21 protein-coding genes and 2 pseudogenes are annotated in these 21,369 nt (G+C 67.5%); 20 read left to right on the forward strand and 3 right to left on the reverse strand.

Annotation, left to right across the window (positions count from 1 at the left end; translation table 11 throughout):
- Positions 1-221 precede the first annotated feature (221 nt).
- The 8 genes from rny (at position 222) to K2M58_RS04275 (ending at position 10,773) form a co-directional block, all read left to right on the forward strand.
- Positions 222-1,763 carry a ribonuclease Y gene (gene rny / locus K2M58_RS04240; protein ID WP_066202456.1) on the forward strand — a complete coding sequence of 514 codons (1,542 nt, stop codon included), beginning with the start codon at positions 222-224 and terminating at the stop codon, positions 1,761-1,763.
- Between the two features lie 40 nt (positions 1,764-1,803).
- On the forward strand, positions 1,804-2,706 hold the full coding sequence (locus K2M58_RS04245) for a TIGR00282 family metallophosphoesterase (RefSeq protein ID WP_220678423.1): 903 nt from the start codon (positions 1,804-1,806) through the stop codon (positions 2,704-2,706).
- Between the two features lie 201 nt (positions 2,707-2,907).
- Positions 2,908-3,168 (forward strand): stage V sporulation protein S, encoded by a 261-nt coding sequence (locus K2M58_RS04250; protein WP_220678424.1) that lies wholly within the window; start codon positions 2,908-2,910, stop codon positions 3,166-3,168.
- 141 nt (positions 3,169-3,309) lie between these two features.
- Positions 3,310-4,383, forward strand: a complete 1,074-nt coding sequence (locus tag K2M58_RS04255) for a dipeptidase (protein WP_220678425.1) — start codon at positions 3,310-3,312, stop codon at positions 4,381-4,383.
- A gap of 194 nt (positions 4,384-4,577) precedes the next feature.
- Complete coding sequence (locus tag K2M58_RS04260) at positions 4,578-6,338, forward strand: 2-oxoacid:acceptor oxidoreductase subunit alpha (protein ID WP_220678426.1); 1,761 nt, start codon at positions 4,578-4,580, stop codon at positions 6,336-6,338.
- Position 6,339: 1 nt separating this feature from the next.
- Positions 6,340-7,215, forward strand: coding sequence for a 2-oxoacid:ferredoxin oxidoreductase subunit beta (locus K2M58_RS04265; protein WP_252393531.1), 876 nt, complete (start codon positions 6,340-6,342; stop codon positions 7,213-7,215).
- 298 nt (positions 7,216-7,513) lie between these two features.
- Positions 7,514-9,967, forward strand: coding sequence for a Lon protease family protein (locus tag K2M58_RS04270; RefSeq protein ID WP_220678427.1), 2,454 nt, complete (start codon positions 7,514-7,516; stop codon positions 9,965-9,967).
- Positions 9,968-10,194: 227 nt separating this feature from the next.
- Complete coding sequence (locus K2M58_RS04275; RefSeq protein ID WP_220678428.1) at positions 10,195-10,773, forward strand: thioredoxin family protein; 579 nt, start codon at positions 10,195-10,197, stop codon at positions 10,771-10,773.
- Between the two features lie 88 nt (positions 10,774-10,861).
- Here K2M58_RS04275 and K2M58_RS04280 read toward each other — a convergent pair whose 3' ends face one another.
- Positions 10,862-11,221 (reverse strand): DsrE family protein, encoded by a 360-nt coding sequence (locus tag K2M58_RS04280; RefSeq protein ID WP_220678429.1) that lies wholly within the window; start codon positions 11,219-11,221, stop codon positions 10,862-10,864.
- Positions 11,222-11,402: 181 nt separating this feature from the next.
- Positions 11,403-11,780 (reverse strand): hypothetical protein, encoded by a 378-nt coding sequence (locus tag K2M58_RS04285; protein WP_220678430.1) that lies wholly within the window; start codon positions 11,778-11,780, stop codon positions 11,403-11,405.
- Between the two features lie 247 nt (positions 11,781-12,027).
- Here K2M58_RS04285 and K2M58_RS04290 point away from each other — a divergent pair, with 247 nt between their 5' ends.
- From K2M58_RS04290 to K2M58_RS04315, 7 genes and pseudogenes are all read left to right on the forward strand, one after another.
- On the forward strand, positions 12,028-12,657 hold the full coding sequence (locus tag K2M58_RS04290) for a stage II sporulation protein M (protein WP_220678431.1): 630 nt from the start codon (positions 12,028-12,030) through the stop codon (positions 12,655-12,657).
- Positions 12,658-12,937: 280 nt separating this feature from the next.
- A pseudogene (locus K2M58_RS12955) lies at positions 12,938-13,183 on the forward strand (hypothetical protein); the annotation flags it as partial.
- Positions 13,065-13,412: pseudogene (locus K2M58_RS04300) on the forward strand (GTPase); the annotation flags it as partial. The pseudogenes K2M58_RS12955 and K2M58_RS04300, both read left to right, overlap by 119 nt.
- A 76-nt stretch (positions 13,413-13,488) precedes the next feature.
- Complete coding sequence (locus K2M58_RS04305; RefSeq protein WP_220678936.1) at positions 13,489-13,695, forward strand: hypothetical protein; 207 nt, start codon at positions 13,489-13,491, stop codon at positions 13,693-13,695.
- The gene (locus K2M58_RS12570) at positions 13,634-14,032 is read left to right on the forward strand and encodes a hypothetical protein (protein ID WP_252393532.1); all 399 of its coding nucleotides are present in this window, start codon (positions 13,634-13,636) and stop codon (positions 14,030-14,032) included. Before K2M58_RS04305 ends, K2M58_RS12570 begins: the two co-directional genes overlap by 62 nt.
- Positions 14,033-14,175: 143 nt before the next feature.
- A complete protein-coding gene (locus K2M58_RS04310; RefSeq protein ID WP_252393533.1) occupies positions 14,176-15,090 on the forward strand; it encodes an RNA-guided endonuclease InsQ/TnpB family protein in 915 nt (304 codons plus the stop codon).
- A gap of 549 nt (positions 15,091-15,639) precedes the next feature.
- On the forward strand, positions 15,640-16,011 hold the full coding sequence (locus K2M58_RS04315) for a LapA family protein (RefSeq protein WP_220678432.1): 372 nt from the start codon (positions 15,640-15,642) through the stop codon (positions 16,009-16,011).
- Between the two features lie 153 nt (positions 16,012-16,164).
- On the opposite strand, the gene K2M58_RS04320 is transcribed toward K2M58_RS04315, so the two are convergent.
- On the reverse strand, positions 16,165-16,500 hold the full coding sequence (locus K2M58_RS04320) for a hypothetical protein (RefSeq protein WP_220678433.1): 336 nt from the start codon (positions 16,498-16,500) through the stop codon (positions 16,165-16,167).
- 74 nt (positions 16,501-16,574) lie between these two features.
- On the opposite strand from K2M58_RS04320, the gene K2M58_RS04325 reads away from it, so the two are divergent.
- The 5 genes from K2M58_RS04325 to radC all read left to right on the forward strand — a co-directional run bounded on the left by K2M58_RS04325 (position 16,575) and on the right by radC (position 21,347).
- Positions 16,575-16,826 carry a hypothetical protein gene (locus K2M58_RS04325; protein WP_220678434.1) on the forward strand — a complete coding sequence of 84 codons (252 nt, stop codon included), beginning with the start codon at positions 16,575-16,577 and terminating at the stop codon, positions 16,824-16,826.
- Between the two features lie 134 nt (positions 16,827-16,960).
- Positions 16,961-18,073, forward strand: a complete 1,113-nt coding sequence (locus K2M58_RS04330; RefSeq protein ID WP_220678435.1) for a type IV pilus twitching motility protein PilT — start codon at positions 16,961-16,963, stop codon at positions 18,071-18,073.
- 101 nt (positions 18,074-18,174) lie between these two features.
- A complete protein-coding gene (locus K2M58_RS04335) occupies positions 18,175-19,695 on the forward strand; it encodes a hypothetical protein (RefSeq protein ID WP_220678436.1) in 1,521 nt (506 codons plus the stop codon).
- 186 nt (positions 19,696-19,881) lie between these two features.
- Entirely contained in the window at positions 19,882-20,529 is a 648-nt protein-coding gene (locus tag K2M58_RS04340; protein ID WP_220678437.1) for a Maf family protein, read from the forward strand.
- Positions 20,530-20,663: 134 nt separating this feature from the next.
- A complete protein-coding gene (gene radC, locus K2M58_RS04345; RefSeq protein WP_220678796.1) occupies positions 20,664-21,347 on the forward strand; it encodes a RadC family protein in 684 nt (227 codons plus the stop codon).
- Positions 21,348-21,369: the final 22 nt, after the last annotated feature.

Raw genomic sequence — 21,369 nt, forward strand, 5'->3', positions numbered from 1 at the left:
GCTTTTCGGGCGTGACCGTTTGTTGACACCGCCCGGCCGAACGGTTAGAATGCATGATGTAGCCGCCCCGGACGTGGCGCGGCCACACCAGAGTTGCCTCCGGGATATGGTTTTTCCTTAGTGCAAACATGTTTCCCCTTCGTTCGTCGGGCCGGCGCCGCAGGAAAGAGAGAACCGCGTCACCTGCGGTCCGGCCGCCAAGCGAACGGAGGTGACGCGGCGTGGAGTGGCTCATCGGTGCGCTGGTGGCAGCCCTCGCCCTCGGGCTTGGGGGGATCGGCGGTTACCGGCTGAGGCAGCGGCTGGAGGAAAAGGCCCTCGGCTCTGCCGAGGCTCGGGCGCGGGTCATCCTGGAGGAGGCTGCCGAGCAGGCGGAGACGCTCAAGAAAGAAAAGCTGCTTGAAGCGAAGGAAGAGATTCACCGGCTGCGGCAGGCGGCGGAGGAAGAGCTGAAAAACCGCCGCCAGGAGATCGACCGCATTGAAGCGCGGATTTTGCAAAAAGAAGAGGCGCTGGAGCGAAAGCTTGAGGCGCTGGACGCCAAGGAAAAGGCGCTGAAGAACGCCGAAGCGGACCTCGAGCGCCGCCGGGCGGAGGTGGACGCCCTCGCCGCCGAGCGGCAGGCGCTCTTGGAGCGGACGGCCGGCCTCACCCAGGAGGAGGCCCGAGAGCTCATCCTGAAGGCGGCCCGGGAGGAGGCCGAGGCCGAGGCGACGCAGATCATGCGCGGCATCGAAGAACGGGCCCGGGCGGAAGCGGAGAAGCGGGCCCGGGAAATCATCGCCACGGCCATCCAGCGGTATGCGGCGGACGTCGTCACCGAGACGACGGTGAGCGTCGTCCAACTGCCGAACGACGAGATGAAAGGGCGCATCATCGGACGCGAAGGGCGAAACATCCGCACTCTGGAAACACTGACCGGGATCGACATCATCATCGACGATACGCCGGAGGCGGTGGTGCTCTCGGGGTTCGATCCGATTCGCCGGGAGATCGCCCGCGTCGCCCTCGAGCGGCTCGTCGCCGACGGCCGGATCCACCCGGCTCGCATCGAAGAGATGGTCGAGCGGGCCCGGCGGGAAGTCGACGAGCGCATCCGGGAATACGGGGAACAGGCCGTCTTTGAGCTCGGCATCTACGGCATGCATCCGGATCTCATCAAGATCGTCGGCCGGCTTCACTTCCGGACGAGCTACGGCCAGAACGCCCTCGCCCACGCGAAGGAAGTGGCCTATCTCGCCGGCCTCATGGCGGCGGAGCTCGGCGAAGACGTCCAGCTCGCCCGCCGGGCGGGGCTCCTTCACGACATCGGGAAGGCGATCGACCATGAAGTGGACGGTTCCCATGTGCAGGTCGGCATCGAGCTGGCGAAAAAATATAAGGAGCATCCGGTGGTCATCAACAGCATCGCCTCCCACCACGGCGATGAGCCGCCGAATTCCGTCATCTCGATGATCGTCACGGCTGCGGACGCCCTCTCGGCGGCCCGTCCCGGCGCCCGGCGAGAGACGCTCGAAGCGTACCTCCGTCGGCTTCGGCGGCTGGAGGAGATCGCCCAGTCGTTTGACGGCGTGGAGAAGGCGTTTGCCATTCAGGCCGGCCGGGAAGTCCGGATCATGGTCAAACCGGATGCGGTGGACGATGCCGGCGCCTGGCGCCTGGCGCGGGAGATCACCAAGCGGATCGAACAGGAACTCGATTACCCCGGGCATATCAAGGTGACGGTGATCCGCGAGACGCGGGCGGTGGAATACGCCAGATGATGAGGCGGCCTTGGGCCGCCTTTTTTGTGGGGGTGAACCGATGCGCGTCCTGTTCGTCGGCGACGTCGTCGGCCGCCCGGGCCGGAAGATGCTCGCCCTCCACCTTCCCCGGCTGATCGACGCCGAGCGGCCGGACTTCGTCGTCATCAACGGCGAAAACGCCGCCCACGGCCGGGGCATCACCCGCAAGATCGCGGCGGATTTTTTTGCTCTCGGCGCCGACGTGATCACCCTCGGCAACCACGCGTGGGACAACAAGGAAGCCTTCGATCTCCTGGCGGAAGAACCGCGGGTTCTCCGGCCGCTCAACTATCCGCCGGGAACCGCCGGACGGGGCGTCGCCGTGGTGGAAAAAGGGGCATGGCGCCTCGGCGTCGTGAGCGTCCTCGGCCGGTCGTTCATGCAACCTCTCGACGATCCATTTCGGGCCCTTGATGCGGCGCTCGAGGAGCTCGCCGTGTCCGGCGTGCGGCACGTCGTCGTCGACGTGCACGCCGAGGCGACGGCGGAAAAAGAAGCGATCGGCTGGTACGTCGACGGCCGGGCATCGGCTGTCATCGGCACCCACACCCACGTCCAGACGGCCGACGCCCGCCTCCTCCCCGGCGGGACGGCGTACCTCACCGACGTCGGCATGACCGGTCCGATGGACGGCGTCCTCGGCATGCGCCGGGACGAGGTGCTGGCGCGGTTTCTCACCGGCCTTCCGCAGCGGTTTGACGTGCTGACCGAAGGGCCTCGGGAACTGTCGTACGCCGTCGTCGATCTTCGGTCCGACGGCCGGGCGGCGGCGATCCGGCGGGGTCGGATCGTCGAAACGCCTCAGGCGGAGGGGACGTATGTTCCGCCGGAGGCCCAAGAGGCTTCGGCGTCGCCGGCAAAGGGCTCATCCGGTTCGCCGGCGTCCGGGGCTTCGGCGCCGGAGGCGGGCGCCGGCCGCTGAGCCCAGCGCTTCGCCGGCGGGCGGGGCATCTTCCGGCTGTTCTCGGCGCTCCTTTCCGACCGGCGCCTGATCCGGCGCTCGGTGGATCGGACGACGTTTCGGCCCCTCCCGGCGGGGTGAAGGACGACGGAGATGGAATGCTTTTCCCGGCCGGGGAATATGGTGTCCAGCAAAAGGAGTTGCGGGAAGAGAGGGACGCGGATGGACGTCTTAAAAGTGTCAGCCAGATCGAATCCGAACGCCGTCGCCGGGGCCCTCGCCGGCGTCATCCGGGAAAAAGGCCGGGCCGAGCTGCAGGCGATCGGCGCCGGCGCGATCAATCAGGCGGTGAAGGCGGTGGCCATCGCCCGGGGGTTTATCGCCCCGAGCGGCATCGACCTCGTCTGCATCCCGGCGTTTACCGACCTCATCATCGCCGGCGAGCCGCGGACGGCGATCCGCCTCATCGTCGAACCCCGCTGACGGCGATCTGCCTCACCGCCGACCTCCGCCGACGGTACCCCCCGCCTCGTCGCCTTCGTTCATGTCGAGAACCGCCTCATCGCCGGCGGCTTGAGACGGCGCCAAAGCCGGCGGCCGCTTCGGTCCGCAGGGAGGGTGACCATGCGCATTGCCGATGCCCACGTCGACGTCCTTTACCGCCTGGATCAGGCGGAGACGGTCTCTGAGCTCCTTGACGAGCCGCCGCCGGATCTTCGCCGCTGGTTTGACGGAAACGGTTCGGCCGGCGATGCGGCGGGGGCGACCCCGCCGGCGCCCTCCGGCGGTCGCCCCGCGCCGCCGCTCGGCCGGCTGCACGTGACCCGGCGGGCCCTCCGCCAAAGCGGCGTCCGGCTCCTCTTTGCCGCCGTCTACGTCTCGCCGGCGGTCTACGAGCGGGCGTTCGAGGCGGCCCTCCGGATGATCGACCGGTTCTACACGGTCGTCGCAGGCAGCGACCTCGTCCCCGTCTGGACCGCCGCCGACCTCGAGCGGGCGCTTCAGGCGGAAAAGACGGCCCTTCTTCTGACGCTGGAAGGCGCGGAGCCGATCGGGACGGCGCTCTACCGGCTCCGGATCCTCGGCCGGCTCGGCGTACGGGTATTTGCGCCGACGCACAACCCGGCGAACGCCGTCGCCGACGGCGTCGGCGAGGCCCGCGGCGGGGGGCTTTCGGCCTTCGGCCGGGCGTGGGTTTTTGAGCTCGCCCGACTCGGCTACGGTCTCGACGTCTCACACCTCGGCGAGCGGGCATTCTGGGACGCCCTTCCCCTGTATCCGCACCCGGTGATCGCCACCCACTCTGGCGCCCGGGCCGTTCGGGACCACCGGCGCAACCTCACCGACGATCAGATCCGGGCGATCGCCCGAAGCGGCGGCGTCGTCGGCGTCCCGCTCGTCCCGGCGTTTCTCACCGACCGGCCGGACGCGACGATCGACGACTGGCTCCGGCACGTCGATCACATGCTCGGCCTCGTCGGGCCGGCGCACGTGGCCATCGGCAGCGACTTCGACGGCGTCGACCGGACGCCGGTCGGTCTCGAAGACATCGGCGATCTTCCGAAGCTCGCCCAAGCGCTCGAGCGCCGGTACGGGTCCGCGGTGGCGCAGGCGGTCGCCTTCGACAACCTCGTTCGCTACGCCCGCGGCGTGCTCGAGGCGTCCGACCGGGCAGCGGAAGAAGCCGATCGCCCTTGAGGCGACGCCCGCTCCGGCGGGCGATTTTTTTGAACCGCTGCATTATGAAACGAAATTTTGTCAGGCGGAAAGAAAACCCTTTCCGTTCGCCGACAAAAGTGGTACACTAAAGGCGAGGAAAACGTCCGCGGGTGCGGGCGCCCCGCGGAGCGCGGCCGCGCTTCTCGGGGCCAACATCAAAGGAGTGAAGGCGGATGGTCGACCAACTCTCGTGGAAAGTCGGCGGCCAGCAAGGGGAAGGCATCGAAAAGCCGGGAGACCTCTTCGCCACGGCGTTAAACCGCCTCGGGTATTATCTGTACGGTTATCGCCATTTTTCGTCGCGCATCAAGGGGGGGCACACGAACAACAAGATCCGCGTCAGCACCCGGCCCGTCCGGGCGCTTTCGGACGACCTCGATATCCTCGTCGCCTTCGACCAGGAGACGATCGACCTGAATGCCAAGGAGCTCCGGAAAGGCGGCGTCATCCTCGCCGACGCCAGATGGAATCCGCGGCTTCCGGACGGCATCGAGGACGTCCGCCTCATCGCCGTGCCCTTTACCGCCATCGCCCAGGAGATCGGATCGGCGCTCATGAAAAACATGGTCGCCGTCGGCGCGACGGTCGGCCTCATGGACCTGCCGGTCGAGCCGTTCCAGGAGGTCGTGACGGAGCTCTGGGGCCGAAAGGGCACCGCCGTCGTCGAAAAAAACATGCAAGCGATCGCCCGCGGGGCGGAATTCGTCCGCCAGGAGCTCGGCGGGCCGCTCGAGGAATTTAAACTCGCTCCGGCCGACGGGAAAAAGCGCCTCTTTATGATCGGAAACGAAGCGATCGCGTTAGGCGCCCTCACGGCCGGGGCCCGCTTCATGGCCGCCTACCCGATCACGCCGGCGTCGGAGATCATGGAGTACCTCATCAAGGTGCTGCCGAAGTTCGGCGGCACGGTCATTCAGACGGAAGACGAGATCGCCGCGGTGACGATGGCGATCGGAGCGAACTACGGCGGCGTCCGGGCGTTTACCGCCTCGGCCGGGCCGGGGATTTCGCTCATGACGGAGGCGATCGGCCTCGCCGGCATGACCGAGACGCCGGTCGTCATCGTCGACACCCAGCGGGGCGGACCGAGCACGGGCCTCCCGACGAAGCAGGAGCACAGCGACTTAAACGCCGCCATCTACAGCACCCACGGCGAGATCCCGAAGATCGTCCTCGCCCCGTCGACGGTGGAAGAGTGCTTCTACGACATGGTCGAGGCGTTCAACCTCGCCGAAGAATACCAGGTCCCGGTGATCGTCCTCACCGACCTCGCCCTCGCCCTCGGCAAGCAGACGGTCGAGCCCCTCGACTACGACCGGGTCGAAATCCGCCGCGGCAAATACCTCGGCGACACGGAGCTTCCGCCTCGGGAGCGGCTTGACCTCTTCAAGCGCTACGAGCTCACCCCGGACGGCATCTCGCCCCGGCCGATCCCCGGGCAAAAATACGGCATCCACCACGTCACCGGCGTCGAGCACAACGAGGTCGGCCGGCCGAGCGAAGGGGCGGCGAACCGGAAGGCGCAGATGGACAAACGCCTGCGGAAGCTCGCACACTTCCGGATGAAGGAACCGCTCCGGGTGTACGCCCCCCACGCGCAACCGGACGTCCTCTTCGTCGGCATCAACTCGACCGAAGGCGTCATCCGGGAGGCGATCGAGCGCCTCGAGCGGGAGGGTGTCAAAGCGAACCACATTCAGATCCGGCAGCTCCACCCGTTCCCGGCGGACGACGTCCGGCCGTACGTCGACGCCGCCGAACAGGTGATCGTGGTTGAACAAAACGCCACCGCCCAGCTGGCGCACCTCATCCGGCTCCACGTCGGCGCTCGAGAAAAAATTCACAGCATCCTCAAGTACGACGGCAACCCCTTCCTGCCGAAGGAGATCACCGAGCAGGCAAAGGGCCTGCTCAAGGCGAAGGAGCTGATCTGACGTGGACGTGAAGGTCTCCTTCAAGGACTTCCGGAACGACGTCCCGCCGAACTGGTGCCCGGGCTGCGGCGATTTTGCGGTGCTCGCGGCGATGCAGCGGGCCTTTGCCAACCTGGGGCTTCGGCCGGAGCAGGTGGCCGTCGTCTCCGGCATCGGCTGCTCCGGGCGCATCTCGGGTTACATCCACACTTACGGCTTCCACGGCACCCACGGCCGGGCGCTGGCGCTCGCGCAGGGGCTTAAGATCGCCAACCGCGACCTCGTCGTCGTCGCCGCCGGCGGCGACGGCGACGGTTACGCCATCGGCCTCAATCACACGATCCACGCCATCCGCCGGAACATGGACATCACCTACATCGTCATGGACAACCAGATCTACGGCCTCACGAAAGGGCAGACGTCTCCCCGGAGCGCCATGGGCTTCCAGACGAAGAGCACGCCGAAGGGCTCCATCGAAGCGCCCCTTTCGCCCCTCATGATGGCCCTCGCCGCTGGCGGGACCTTCGTCGCCCAGGGCTTTTCGAGCGACGTCAACCAGCTCGTCTCCATCATCGAGGCGGGGATCAAGCACCGGGGCTTTGCCTTCATCAACGTCTTCTCGCCGTGCGTCACCTTCAACAAGGTGAACACGTACGACTGGTTCCGGGAGCGGGTCGTCCCGGTCGAGACGATTGATGGGTACGATCCCCACGACCGGAAGCTCGCCATGCAGAAGCTCATGGAGACCGACGGGATGCTCACCGGGATCATCTACCAGGATCCGGACTCGGTCGCCTACGAAGACCGGATCCCCGGCTTCCGGAAGGAACCGCTCGTCAAGCAGCCGCTCAAGCCGTCTCGGGAAGATTTCGAGGCGCTCGTGGCGGAGTTTATGTGAGAGGATCAACCCCTCACCAGTGCAGCCCGGATCGTCGACAATGGAAGCGGCACCGTCCGAAACGGCCACGTTCGAAGCGTGGCCGTTTTCTTGATCCGTTGATTGTTGAGCGCATCCCGCCAATGGGGCGAGGAAAGCTTCGTCGATGCCGCTGCCTTTGTCCTCGTCGCGTTTGTCCGATAAAATGGAAGCATCGATCCGGCCTGACGACTGAACCGGTGCCAGTGGCGGTGCCTAAGACGCGGAGCCCGGGTGGATCAGGGCCCGTGCAGAACAGAGAGGCGGCAGGAGGGAGAGGATGGCGCGACGGATCACAGCCCGGGAGGCCCGGGCGCGGGCGGATGCGGCGACGTTCGGCCATGTGGGAAGCGATGCGCTGGAGCCGCTCGAGGGCATCCTCGGACAGGAGCGGGCGGTGGAGGCGCTCGCCTTCGGGCTGGAGGTGAAAGCGGAAGGGTTCAACATCTTCGTCGTCGGGCAGCCGGGGACGGGCCGGACGACGGCGGTGCAGACGTTTCTCGAGCGGATCGCCCGGACGCGGCCGACGCCGCCGGACGTCTGCTATGTCCACCATTTTCGCGATCCGTCGTCGCCGACGGCGCTCTTTCTCCCGGCCGGTCGGGGGCGGGAGCTCAAGCGGCTCATGGAGGAGTTCGTCGAGACGCTGGAGCGGGAGCTTCCCCGGGCGTTCGAGCACGAGGCGTATCAGGCCGAACGGCAGCGGGTCATCGAGCGGTTCGAGGCAGAACGCCGGGAGCTCATGCAGGCGCTCACCCGGGAGGCGGAGGTGCAGGGCTTTTATGTGGAGATGATCCCACAGGGGGTCTTCCTCGTCCCGGTGCGGGACGGACGGCCCCTTCGGGACGAGGAGTTCGCCCGCCTGCCGGAAGAGGAGCAGCGGGCGATCCGGGCCCGGCGGCAGGCGCTTGAGGCGCGGGTCGGCCAGGCGATGCGGGAATTTCGCCTCATCGAGCGGCGGGCGCAGGAGGCGCTTAAGGACCTCGACCGCCGGCACGCGGCGACCGTGCTCGACGTGTGGCTGGCGCCGGTCGCCGAGGCCTTTCAGGCGCATCCGGAGGTGCTCCGGTACCTCGAGGCGGCCAAGGCGGACGTGCTCGACAACCTTGCGCTCTTTCTCGGCGGGAAAAACGCTCCCGGCGCCGGCGGCCGGAGCGGCGTCCGGGACGACCCCCGGCGGCGGTACGCGGTGAACGTCCTCGTCGACCGGAGCGGCGAGGTCGGGGCGCCGGTCGTCGTCGAGCGGCACCCGACGTTTCCGAACCTCATCGGCCGCATCGAGCGGGAGGCGCTCTTCGGCGCCCTCGTCACGGACTTTACGCTGCTTCGGGCGGGGTCGCTCCTTCGGGCGAACGGCGGGTTTTTGATCGTGCCGGTGCCGGAAGTGCTCCGGGCGCCGTTTGCCTGGGACGGGCTCAAACGGGCGCTCCGGGCGATGCGCCTCGTGATCGAGGACGTCGGCGACGCTTACGGTGCCCTCATCACCCGGGCGCTCCGGCCGGAGCCGATCCCCCTCGACCTCAAGGTGATCTTGATCGGCGATCCGGTGAGCTACTATCTCCTCTACCACTACGATCCGGACGTTCGGGAGCTGTTTAAGGTCAAGGCGGAATTTGCCACGACGATGCCCCGGACGCCGGAGGGGGAGCGGCAGTACGGGTCGTTTTTCCGGACGCTGGCGGAAAAAGAGGGGCTTTTGCACCTTGAAGCGTCGGCGATGGCCAAGCTCGTCGAACACGGCGCCCGGCTGGCGGAAGATCAGGAGAAGCTGTCGACGCGGTTTGCGGAGATCGCCGACGTCGTCCGGGAGGCGGACCACTATGCCCGGAAGGAGGGGGCCGGCTACATCGCCGACCGACACATCGCCGCGGCGCTCGAGGCCAGGAGGCGCCGGGCGGAGCTTTTGAAGGAGCGGATGCTGGAGCTTTACGCCGGCGGCGTCCTTCTGGTTGACGTCGCCGGGACGGCGGTCGGCCAGGTGAACGCCCTTGCCGTCGTGCAGGCGGGCGAGATGGCCTTCGGCCTGGTGAAGCGGGTGACGGCGTCGGTCGCCGCGGGCCGCGAGGGGATCGTCGACATCGAGCGGGAGGCCCGCCTGGGCGGCCGCATCCACACGAAGGGCGTCCTCATCCTGAGCGGGTACCTTCGCGGGCAGTACGCCCGGGAGGCGCCGTTTCCGCTGGCGGCGCACCTCGTCTTCGAGCAGAGTTACGAAGGGGTCGAAGGCGACAGCGCCTCGCTGGCGGAGCTTCTTTCGCTCCTTTCGGCGATCGGCGAGGTGCCCCTTCGGCAGGATCTCGCCGTCACCGGGGCGGTGAACCAGAAGGGGACGGTGCAGGCGATCGGCGGCGTGAACGAGAAGATCGAAGGCTTTTTCGACGTTTGCCGGGAAAAGGGCCTCACCGGCACGCAAGGCGTCGTCATCCCGGCGGCGAACGTCCGGCACCTCATGCTTCGGGAGGACGTCGTGCAGGCGATCGAGGAGGGGCGGTTTCACCTCTACGCCGTCGAGACGGTCGACGAAGCGCTGGAACTTTTCACCGGCCTTCCGGCCGGCGTCCGGGGGTCGGACGGGGCATATCCGCCCGAGTCGGTCCACGGCCGGGTGGCAGCGCGGCTTCGGGCGTTTCAGGAGCAGCTTCAGGGACACTTCGTCCCGGGGAGCGCCCGCGGCGGGAACGGGGCGCCGGAGGGATCGCCGCCGGCGCCGCCGGAGCCGGGGCCGCGGCCGTAGAAGCCGGCCCCTGAGGCGAGGCTCCGGTCGTAACGGCCGACGTCCGGTGCCAGGCCCCGGCGGAAGGTCCGGCGTCTGATGCAGAAAAGAAAAAGCAGGCTCGATGGATCGGGGCCCGGGCGGCCGGGTCCCGGGACGGCGATTGTAAGGCGGAACGGTAAGGCGACACGGGCGACACGGGCAAAAAAACGGCCGGGACGATCGTCCCGGTCGGGGGAGGGTCAGCGATGGCTGAAGCGGCGGAGGCGCTTCGCTCCTGGTGGGATCGAGGGCAATCTTTCGCGGCGTATGTCGACGGCATGACGGTCAACCGGGAGCGGCTGCGCAAAATCGAAGCCCGCTACGCGCTTCCTGAGGCGGCCCGGGCGTTCTGGCGCCGTTTCCGGGGGCACGGCTGGCGGGCGCTCATCCTCACTGCGGATTGGTGCGGCGATGCGATGATGGCCGTGCCGGTGTTTTGCCACATCGCCCGGGAGGCGGAGATGGAGGCGCGGTTTTTCATCCGGGATGACCATCCGGCGCTCATGGACCGCTATCTGACGGGCGGCGCCCGGGCCATTCCGAAATTCGTCTTTGTCGATGCGGCGTTTCAGGAGCGGGCGGTCTGGGGGCCCCGGCCGCCGGAGGTGCAGGCGTATCTCGACGCCGTGCGGCGCCGGATTCCACCGCCGGACGATTCGGCGCACGAGACCGTCAAGCGGGCCGTCTACCGGGAGGTGGGCGATCGGTACGCCACCGATCCCGCCTTCTGGGCGGCGATCGAGGCCGATCTGCGCCGGACGCTTGAGCCGGTGGCGCCGGCGTGAAGCGCGGGGCCTTCGGCGAGCCGGCGCCGGTTTGCGCCCGAGAAAGCGCACGGGCGAAGGCGAGGACGGCCGGTTCGCCCCCTTTCGATCAGAGGGTGATCACCGTGTAGCCGTCTCGGGCATAGCGGGCAAACGTGTCCCGCGCGAGATCAAGGGCGAGGCCGAGGTCCCGGGCCCGGTCGGCGACGCCGAAGCGCTCGGCCTGCTGACCGCAGGCGGCGACGACGGCGCCGGCCTGAAGGAGCTCCTTAAGGAGCCGGTGCGCTTCGTCTTCGTCCTGAAGGCCGGCGAGCCACTTGAGGCCGTCCACAAAGAAGAAAATTTCCACCGTCTCGAGGCCGAGCTCTTCCCGGGCGAAAAAGGTTCGTGAGGCGACCCGAAGGGCGGAAAGCGCTTTGGCCTCGTTGTCCGGTCCGGTGGTGATCAGGTAGGCGAGGCGTCCGGCCATGGTTTCTCCCTCCCCGGTTCCGTTTCTCCGCTCCCATTGTAGCAAAAAAAGAGGAACACCGGCCAAAAGGCCGGCCCATCATGAATCGATCGTCGGAGCATTCGGGATGGCTTCGACTGGCAAGACGCCGGCGATTCGGTGCCGACGATCCGTCGGCTACAGGCGGCCTATCTTCCGCCCACTACAGGCGGCCGCCGGCGTCGCGGACGATCGCCTCGGCCGCTTCGGCGTGCTCGGGCGGGACGAGGGCGATGAGCACGACGTCTTCACCACCGGCCGCCGGGTCCCCGTCGGCGAGGCCGCTGGCCGACGGATCGGCCGCCTCCAAAACGGCAAAATCGGGCCGCGGGTGATCGGTGCCGAGCGTGAGGTGGGAGAGGCTCGGGATGCGGCCGGAGGGGGGATTGGCCGGTCGGGCGACGGCGCCGTCGTGGGGAAACTGGTTGAGCCGTCGGATGTCGACCTCAAGCGGTCCGAGGACGCGCAGGCGGTCGGCGGCCCGCTCGGCGGCTTCGACGGTTCGGAAGAAGGCCTGGATCAACCGTTCGCGCGCGGGCATGGTCCCGTCGGCATCCTCCTTTCGGGATTCGGTTAAGGTTCCCCCCGTTCCGGCCGGCATATACGAAACCTCCGGCGCCGATGAACCTGCCAGCCGTATGTCGACCGTCGGCCGAGGGAGCGCCATGCCGGCGGGCGACGGTCTTCCGGCAGCGGGTCGGGCGCTTTTCTCACGGTAGGGTGGCCGCCGGATCGTCATATGTGTATAATAATATCAACAAAGAATCGGGCCGCGAGGAGGAATGCCGATGCGAAGCGGGTGGCGGTTCTGGGCCGCGCGGTGGCGCGTGCTCCGGCTTACGGCGGCGTTGATGCTGGGGTCGGGAATTGGAGCGTACGTTTATGCCGGGCCGCTGGAAGGGGTGCTCGGGCCGGCGGTGGCGCAGGTGTTCGCGAAGATCGGCGCGGGGGACGGCGTTCTTCCGTCGGGGTCGGAATTGTTCATTCGTATTCTTCTGTCCAATCTTCTGGCGGTGGTCTTCGCGATCGCCGGGGGCGTCGTCTTCGGCCTTATTCCGCTCTGGTCGGCGGTCCTAAACGGCGCCCTCATCGGCTTTCTACTCGCGAAAACGGCGGAACAGGGCTTTTCGCCGGTGGCGATGTTCGTCTACGGCATCCTACCCCACGGTCTCTTTGAGCTGCCGGCGATGATTCTGGCCGCCGCTTACGGCCTCGTCATCGGCGGGGCGGTCATCCGTTCCCTCGTCGGGGGGGTGGTCGGGCGCCGGGACGACCGATTCTCGGCGGGGTGGCGGGCGATCGCCGGGGCGTTCTGGCCGACGATCGTCGCGATCGTGAGCCTCCTCATCGTGGCCGCGGCGGTGGAAAGCTTTGTGACGGTGCCGCTCGTCGAGGGGGCGTTTCGGGCCAGCCGCTGAACGTCGATACGCGTCCTGGTCGCTGAGCGTCGATGCGCCCCGGCCGCAAAGCGTCGGTGCGCGCCTGATCGTCTCGGCTCGTGGCAGAGTGTCGGACGCCGGATCCGACGGAACGCCTGATTCGGCTGCCGCCGACGTCGTTCGGCGTCTGCCCTTTTCCCTATGCTATAATCTGGATGAACGCCCAAGATGAACACGCAAGCGGTCGAGGAACGGAGAGGCGTCCGTGGACAGGCAGGAATCGGTGGACAAGCAGGAAGCGAAAGACCGGCGGGCATCGATGGACGGGCAGGAACCGGAAGCGCATAAGGAGCGGCGGAGGGAGGAAGCCGGCCAGCGGGCGCATCTCGTTGCGCTGGCGATCGGCCGCCCCCGCGGGCGGGGGAGCGCCGGCGGCCGGGTTGCGGATGAAGGGACGCCGGAAGAATCGCTGGAGGAGCCCGCGCGGCTCGTCGAGACGGCGGGCCTGGTCGCCGTCGGACGGGAAGTGGTTCGCCGGGCGCGGCCGGATCCGGCGACGTACCTGGGCGCCGGGGCGGGAACGAAGCACCGTCCCCGTCGTTGCGCTCACCGGATACACAAACGCCGGCAAGTCGACGCTTCACCGGGCGCTCGCCGGCTCGGACGTTCTGGCGGAGGATCGGCTGTTTGCCACGCTCGATGCGATCGCCCGCCGGGTCGAGCCGAAGGCCGGCGAGCCGTACCTCCTCGTCGATACCGTCGGTTTCGTCCGGAAGCTCCCGCCCTCGCTCGTGGCAGCGTTCCGTTCGACGCTGGAAGATCTCTTTACTGGAAGATCTCTTTACCCGATACGGGACGGAGATCGTCGTCGTGCACCGGGACGAAAAGGCGGAGCCGACGCAGGAACTGACGGAAGATCTGGTGAGCATCGTTCAGCATTTTGCCGCCCGGCTGTACGGAAGCCGCTCGTACCGGGCACGAAAGCTCGTGCGGACGGTCAAGGAGGCCCTGGGCGATGAAGCGGACCGTTCGACTGATGAGTCTTCCGCTGAACCGAAGAAAGTGGGAAACCCTTAAGCGGACGATTGAGGCCTATGCCCGGCAGAAGGATGCCTTTCTCGTCCGGTACGCACATCTCGACTTTCTCCCCTATCTGGGTCCGGGCGGTCGTCGGGCGCTTCGGGATGAGCTCGTTCGGACCGGCTTCAAAAGCCCTTACGGCCTTCAGGCGCGCCTGTGGAAGATGGCCCTGGAGGATGCGCTCCTTACGATCGAGCGGCACTGGGAAGCGGTGCTTCGGGACGTTGTGAGAAGCCTTCCCGACGCCTGGTCGGAAGGGAGGAAACATTACGCGAGGTGGCTTCTTTACCTTCCGGAAAAAGGCGTCCGGGACTGGCGCCGGATTCGGATCTGATGCGGGGCCTTGAGACCGGAGCGCCGAACAACGGTCCGGGCGCCGAACTGACGCCGGAGGAACAGGCGCGCGTCCGCCGCTGGCTCAGGCGGCAGGTGCGCCGCCGTCTCACCCGGCCACGGGTAAGAATCGCAAGGAGCATGATGCTCGATGCGGAAATGTACGCATCGCTTACCCGGACGATGAAAAACGGTCGGGTGCGGCAGTTCGTCAGTATCATGACCTTAGAACCGCGCCAGCGCGTCGTCGTGCCGCTCGCCGGCGTTCACGCCATCTCCGGGAACATCCGGATCGTCCTTGCGGAGGAGCGGCGGGTCGAAGTTCACGTCGTCGGCGACGTTGGGGCGGCGCCGCCCGTACCGAACCCCGGGCCGGATGAAGCCGGGATCGACTTCGGCATCACCGAAGTGATGACCGACGAGACCGGCGTCAAATACGGCGAAACGTACGGCCAGGCGCTTCAGGAAATGTCGGAGACGATGCTTCGAAAATCCAGACGGCGACAGAAACTCTGGGCGCTGTATCGGAAATACCTTGAGCTCGATCCCGCCAGAGCCCGGCGCATCCGGCGCCACAACCTGGGCACCGCGAAACAAACCCGACGCAACCGAAGATTCCGGCGGAGATTGGAAAACGAAATCAATCACGCTTTCAATCGTTTCTTTGCCGCTCGAAGGCCGAAGGTGATCGCCATCGAAAGCCTTGAACATCTGAGCGGGAAGGCGAAAAGCAAAGGCTTAAGCCGGAAGGTCGCGCTCTGGACGCGGTCCGTTTTGAGGGAACGGCTCACGTTTAAGACCGCCCGCTTCGGCTCCGAAGAGCGCCCCGTAAACACGGCCTATTCCAGCCAGACCTGTCCGTCTTGCGGCTTCGTGGACGCGAAAAACCGAAACGGCGATCGCTTTCACTGCCGGAACTGCGGTTTTACCGCCGATGCGGATCACGTGGCGGCCATGAACATTCACGCCCGGCTTCACGATCTCGAAATCCGACGCTCGATGCCAAAGGAAAAGGTGTTTGCGATCCTGAAGCGGCGTTTTGAAGCCAGGCAGGCTTAAGAAATCCCTTGCGAAGTTCGATGCCCCCGGCGTCCGGGGGCGGCCCCTCGAGGGCGAGAGGGCCGAAGGGCGGCCCGGAAGCGTGCAGGGGAACCGGCGCCGTTCGAACCGGCCGTTCGGCGGCACAGGGCACCCCTGAAGGAAGGCGGATCCCCCGTTTCGGGTGCCGGACGGGGGCTTTCGCGAAGCGGAGCTCCGGTTCGGCTTAAAGCGCCGTTCGGTCTTCGAAGTAGGAGCTTTCGGGATGGGCGACCTAACCACCCCGCCGTTTGGAAGCCCGTATGGGTCACTGTTTGGGCGGGGCTCCAGATACGGGAGGCGCATCGCGGCCGGGAAGATGCGGGTTCCCCTCCCGTCCCTCGGAGCGCGTAAAGCATCCCGGACCTGCCAGGGTATTGATATTGTGAGCACTTGGTAGGTTTTTAGAAACAGCTGGAAAAAGGCTTGGCGGCCCGCCTGCGATCGGCGGTCTCCCCGCCGTGACGGGGCCGCGCAGCATCGATTTCACCGGCGAAGGGCAGCGATTTCGGCCGGAGAGGAGAGGCGGCGTTGAAAACGCAGTGGCTGTTGTTCTGGCTGCTCGTCTTTGCGGTGCTCGTGGCTGTTTTTGCACTTCTTAACGTCGAACCGGTGACGATCCGCTACGGGTTCGGCACGGTTCAGACGTCGCTCGTTCTCGTCATCTTGCTTTCGGCGCTTTTCGGCGGCGTCCTCGTCGGCCTGTACGGCATCATCCGACAGTACGTCCTCGAGCGGGATCTCCGGGAGGCGCGAAAGGCGCTCGCTTCGCTCGAAGCGGAGCGAGACGCCCTCCAAGAGGAGGTCGGCGCCCTGCGGGCCCGGCTGGAGCAGAAAGAAGCGGCCGAACGGGGAGCGGAAGCGTCTTACGATCCTGAAGGCGCGCTTCCCCGCGATCCGTAAAGAGCGCCGCTCCGCGGCGCGCATCCGGAGGGGAGGTCGGCGGATGGGGCGTGACCGGGCGGAGGTCGCCGTCGGATCTTCAATAAGAGGGGCTTTCGCTCCCGCCGGTCCGGGTTCGGTCGATGGCGTCGCTTAGACCCGCGCCTCCGCCGGCTAGCGGCGATCCGCCCCGGAAAGGTGGGCGAGGTTTTCTTTGATTTCCCGATACAGGCGGAACGGCTTGGTCGTCATCCGGACGGGAACGGTGAGGGCAAAGCGGAGCGCTCCGGTCGATTGCCATTCCGCCTGCAGGCGCTTCGGTTTGGTCCGGAGGCGTTCGAGGAGGTCGCGGGAAAGGAGCCACGTCGGGTCGACCGGTTTTCTCAGCGTGGCGCCGCATTCCGTGCACGTGACACGAAGGAGGATGTCGCCGGCGTATTCGAGGGCGTGGGTCGTTTCCCGGCGACACCGGGGGCAGAAAAGCTCGGCGTCCAGCCGCTGGATGTTCATCCCGCCCACCTCCTTCATCCTTCCTCAACCCTATTATACCAGCGCGCCGGAGGCGGGTGTCGGAAAGCCGGGGGATGGCCATGCGCTTTAAGGCGGTGACGGTGTTCGTCAACGACATCCCGATCGTCGTCAGCCACGACGCCCAGGTGCGCCACGCGCTGATGGCGTACGATCCCGCGCTCTTCCGGCTCGTCCGGGACGGCCGGGCGGAGGTCACCGATGCGGACGGTCATCCGGTCGATCTCTTCGGCGCCGTCGGAGAGGGGTGGCGGTTTTACGTTCGGCTCGGTTCCGACCGGGATCGGCCGCCTGAAGAAGGGCGCTAGGAGAAAGACGGCCGACGAACGGCGGCGGCAGGCGAAGATGGAGCGTGGATCGCCGAAAAAAGTGGATCGGTGTAGACGAGAAGGAAGAAGTGAAGAAGCAGAGAAGAAAGAAGCTCGGAAAGAAGGGGCGGGCCATGGCGGCATTTCGACGGGAGGCGGATGACATACGGCGAGAGTCCGGCAGGGGGCCTAGGCCGCCGGCGGAAAACCGGGTTTCGGGCTATCTCTCCCTCGGCGCTCGGCGGAAGGCCTCGGACGTCCATCTCGCCGCCGGGGAGCCGCCGGCGATCCGCCTGGACGGGGCGCTTCTCGTCCTTCCGGAGCCTCCCCTGACGGCGGCGGAGCTTTGGGCCTTTGTCGAAGAAGCGCTTGACTCAAGCGGGCTTGCCCGGCTGCGGAAGGAAGGTTCGATCGACGCGCCTTACGGGATTGAAGGCGTGGCGACCTTTCGGCTGAATATTTTTAAACAAAGGGGGATGCCGGCCCTCGCCGCCCGCATCATCCCGGATCGGGTGCCGACCGTCGAGGAGCTCGGCCTCCCGGAGGCGGTCCGTTCGCTCGCCCGGCTTGAGGACGGCCTCGTCCTCGTCACGGGGCCGACGGGGAGCGGCAAGTCGACGACGCTGGCGGCGATCATCGAGACGATCAATCGCGAGGCGGCGCGGCACATCATCACGCTGGAAGATCCGATCGAATACGTCTTCGAAAACCGCCGCTCCCTCATTCGTCAGCGGGAGATCGGGCGGGACGCGTCGAGCTTTGCGGCGGCGCTCCGGGCGGCGCTCCGACAGGATCCGGACGTCATCCTCGTCGGCGAGATGCGGGACCTCGAGACGATCGCGACGGCGATCACCGCCGCCGAGACGGGGCACCTCGTCCTTTCGACGCTGCACACGAAAAACGCCGCCCAGACGATCGACCGGATCATCGACGTCTTCCCGGCGGCGCAGCAGAACCAGGTCCGGCAGCAGCTTTCGGCGACGCTCCGGGCCGTCGTCGCCCAGCGCCTTTTGCCGAGGCGGGGTGGCGGGCGGGTGGCCCTCGTGGAAGTCCTCATCAACACGCCGGCGGTGGCCAATCTCATCCGTCAGCAAAAAACGCACCAGATCCCGAGCCTGATGCAGACCGGGACGGCGTACGGGATGCAGACGTTCGAACGGGCGGCCCGGAGGCTGATCGAGGCCGGGGCGGTGGACCCGGCGCACCTCAGGCCATATCTCGCCCCGGCCGGCGTCGACGAAGCGTAAGCCGGGCGCGACGAGCGCGAGCAAAAATCGGCGGGCAAGGCATATTCTCCCGACGCCGGACATACGGTAAAGCAACGATGTCCGGAACAGGGGGAAGGCGGATGACGAAGCCGCGCCTTTGGATCGGGAGCAAATCGGACGGACAAGCCCTGACCCGCCTGAAGGGGAAAGAAGCGGATCGCCTGACGCCCGACCGGCCGGGGACGGTCGGGGTGGAGAGGCCGGTGGAACCGGCTCGGGAAGGCAAAGCGGAAAGAGGCCGGTCGGAAGGCGCCGGAGCGGCCGGCGAGGCGGCCTACGGCCCGCCGCCGGCCGGTGCGAGGACGGCCAGAGCCGACAAGGCGCCGCGGGCCCCCGGGAAGGCGGCGCCGGCTGGCGGTGAGGCGCGCTCCGGCGGAGGGACGGGCGACGGCCGTCCGGATCGGTCCGGCGTGCCCTTTAAGACGCAGGTTTACGCCAAGTGGTTCGGCGGCGGGGCGGCCGGTCCGGGGCGCCCGGATGGGTCCCGCCAGGGCGGAACCGTCCCGGAGGAACGGGCGACCGACCGGTCGGTTGCGGCGGGGGACGATCCGGGCCGGATGAAAACGACGTCGGCTTCACCGCCGGACGGCGGATCGGCGTTCCGGAGCGCCGGGGGAGCGCGGGATAGAGCGCCCGGGCCGGACACGGACGGCCCGGAAGGCCGGGGCGATCGCTTCGTCCGACGGGATCGGTGGACGATGGAAGGACCGGCGGGTCCCGCCCGACGCGGGACGTTCGTCCCCTTTCGACCGGCCCGCCGGTCCCGCGCCCGCCTTCGGGGGGCGGCCGGCGCCGTTTTGTCCGTCGTCTCGGCCCTCGTCCTCGGGGGGCTCTTCGGGTACGCCCTGCTCTGGTTCGTCTTCGGAGACGGCGGCCCGGTCGCCCGCTCGCCGTCGACCGGGCCCGAGGCCTCGCCGGACGTCCGCTCCGTCGAGCGACCGGAGCGGAGCGGGCTTCCCGGCGCGGAGGCGGCGGACGGCTTTTTGCCGAAGCTCGTCTTTTATGCGGTCCAGGGCGGCGTCTTTCGCGATCGGGCCGGGGCGGCGCCGCTCATCGAGACGGCCAAAACCCGGTCGATTCCGGCGGCGGTCGTCGAAGGGGATCCCCTGCGGGTGTTTTTCGGCGTCGCCTACCGGGAAGACGACGCGATGAAGCTGGCCGCCTATTATGCCGGAAAGGGCGTCGACGTCTACGTCCGACCGTACGACTTAACCGGCGGAGCGATGACGGAAGCCGTCCCCGGGGACGTCCGGAAGCTGATCGGGTCGTTTCTCACGCACGGGCTGTACCTGTTCGACTTAAGCGGCCGCTGGACCGCCGAAGGCTTAAGCACGCCGGTCGAAATCGACGATCCGGCGTGGCAGGCGTTTCGGGAGACGCACGGCCGTTTCCTCGACGAGGGAAGCCGGCTCAAGGCGCATCTCCCGGCACCGGCTTCGACCGACGTGGAGGCGATGACCCAGGCGTTGAACGCGGCGGTGATGGGCCTCGTGGAGTATCTGAAGGCGCCGAGCGACGCCTACCTCCTCGCCAACGAGGAGGCGCGCCTCCGGTATTTTCAGGCGCTCCGGTCGCTTTACGATCACCTCCGGGCCCGCTGATCCGGCCGGAGAAGATCGGCGGGGATCTTCGGCTAAAAAATCTTCGACTAAAAAAACGTAAAGAAACGGCGCCGTCCAGAACGCCACAGGCGGCGGTGGGTTGGCCGAAGACCCGCCGCCGTTTGTCTTGGGACGACGGATTTCGATATAATAAACCTGATTGCCCTGCGGAACGGGGGTGTCCCGATGACGGTGCGATCGTCCGGCCTTCCGCCGGTCGTCCTCGCCTCCGGTTCTCCCCGGCGGTCGGCGCTTCTCGCCATGGTCGGCGTGCCCTTTGACGTGCTTCCGGCCGACGTCGACGAAGCCTTTTTGCCGGGCGAGGAAGCAGAGGCGGCCGCCGTCCGCCTGGCCCGGCTCAAAGGGGAAGCGGTCCGCCGGCAGCGACCCGACGCCCTCGTCCTCGCCTTCGACACGATCGTCGCGCTCGAGGATCGCCTGTTCGGCAAACCGCGGGATGGCAAAGAAGCGGCGGAGATGCTTCGGGCGCTCTCGGGCCGGACGCACCGGGTCGTGACGGGGCTCTATGCGGCCCTGGGCGGGCGGGTCGAGACGGCGGCGGAGGTGGCCCGGGTGACGATGGTGCCGCTTTCGGAGGACGTCATCCGGACGTACGTCGCGACCGGCGAACCGATGGACAAATCCGGCGCCTACGCGGTGCAGGGCCGGGCGGCGCTCTTCGTCGAGCGGATCGACGGGGACTACACGAACGTTGTCGGGTTGCCGCTTTTTGCGCTCCGAGGGCTCGTCCGGCGGCTCGGGATCGACCTCGCCGACTACTGGACGGTTCGGTCGGAGGCCGAGGTCGGGGGGGCGTTGCCTCAAAACGGCTGACCGCGGGCGGTTCGGCTGGGGCGGCGCTGCGGCGTCCATCCGTCGGGTCGCCGGTCACCGGCGGGACCGCCGCAACGGGATTTTGGAACATCGGCCGGAAGGGCGGTGAGGCGGTGGCGGGCGAGGGGCTTCGCATGCGGGAGGTGCCGGAGGAGGCGCGCCCGCGGGAGCGGCTTCTCCGGTACGGACCGGAGGCGCTTTCGGATGTGGAGCTCGTGGCGATCATGCTGCGCACCGGCGTCCGGGGCGAAAGCGCCCTCCGGCTCGCGGAACGGGTGCTCGCCGCCGCCGGCGGCCTTCGGGAGCTTCTTGGAATGGGCATCGAAGAACTCGCCGCGATCCGCGGTGTCGGGACGACGAAGGCCGTGCAGCTTCTTGCGGCCTTCGAGCTGGGGCGGCGCCTCGCCCGGGAGCTCCCGCGGCCCTACGTCGTCCGTTCCGCCGCCGACGCCGCCCGCCTGCTCATGGACCGGCTCCGGTATCTCGCCCAGGAGCATTTCGTCGTCCTGTTCCTGAATGCCAAATACGAACTGATCGGCGATAAAACGATCTTCATCGGCACGCTGGACGCTTCCCTCGTGCACCCGCGGGAGGTGTTCCGGGAGGCGATCCGGCGGAGCGCCCACAGCATCATTCTCGCCCATAACCATCCGAGCGGGGATCCGACGCCGAGCGCGGAAGACGTCCGCGTCACGGGACGCCTCGTGCAGGCCGGACGCCTCCTCGGCATCGAGGTGCTCGACCACATCATCATCGGCGACGGCGTCTTCCGGAGCCTCCGGGAGGACGGCTGGCCGGTGGAGGCGGAGCGTTTCTGATCCGGTCCGGCGCGCCTTTTCA

The organism is Hydrogenibacillus sp. N12 (assembly GCF_019645935.1).
GTDB lineage: Bacteria > Bacillota > Bacilli > Thermicanales > DSM-22653 > Hydrogenibacillus > Hydrogenibacillus schlegelii.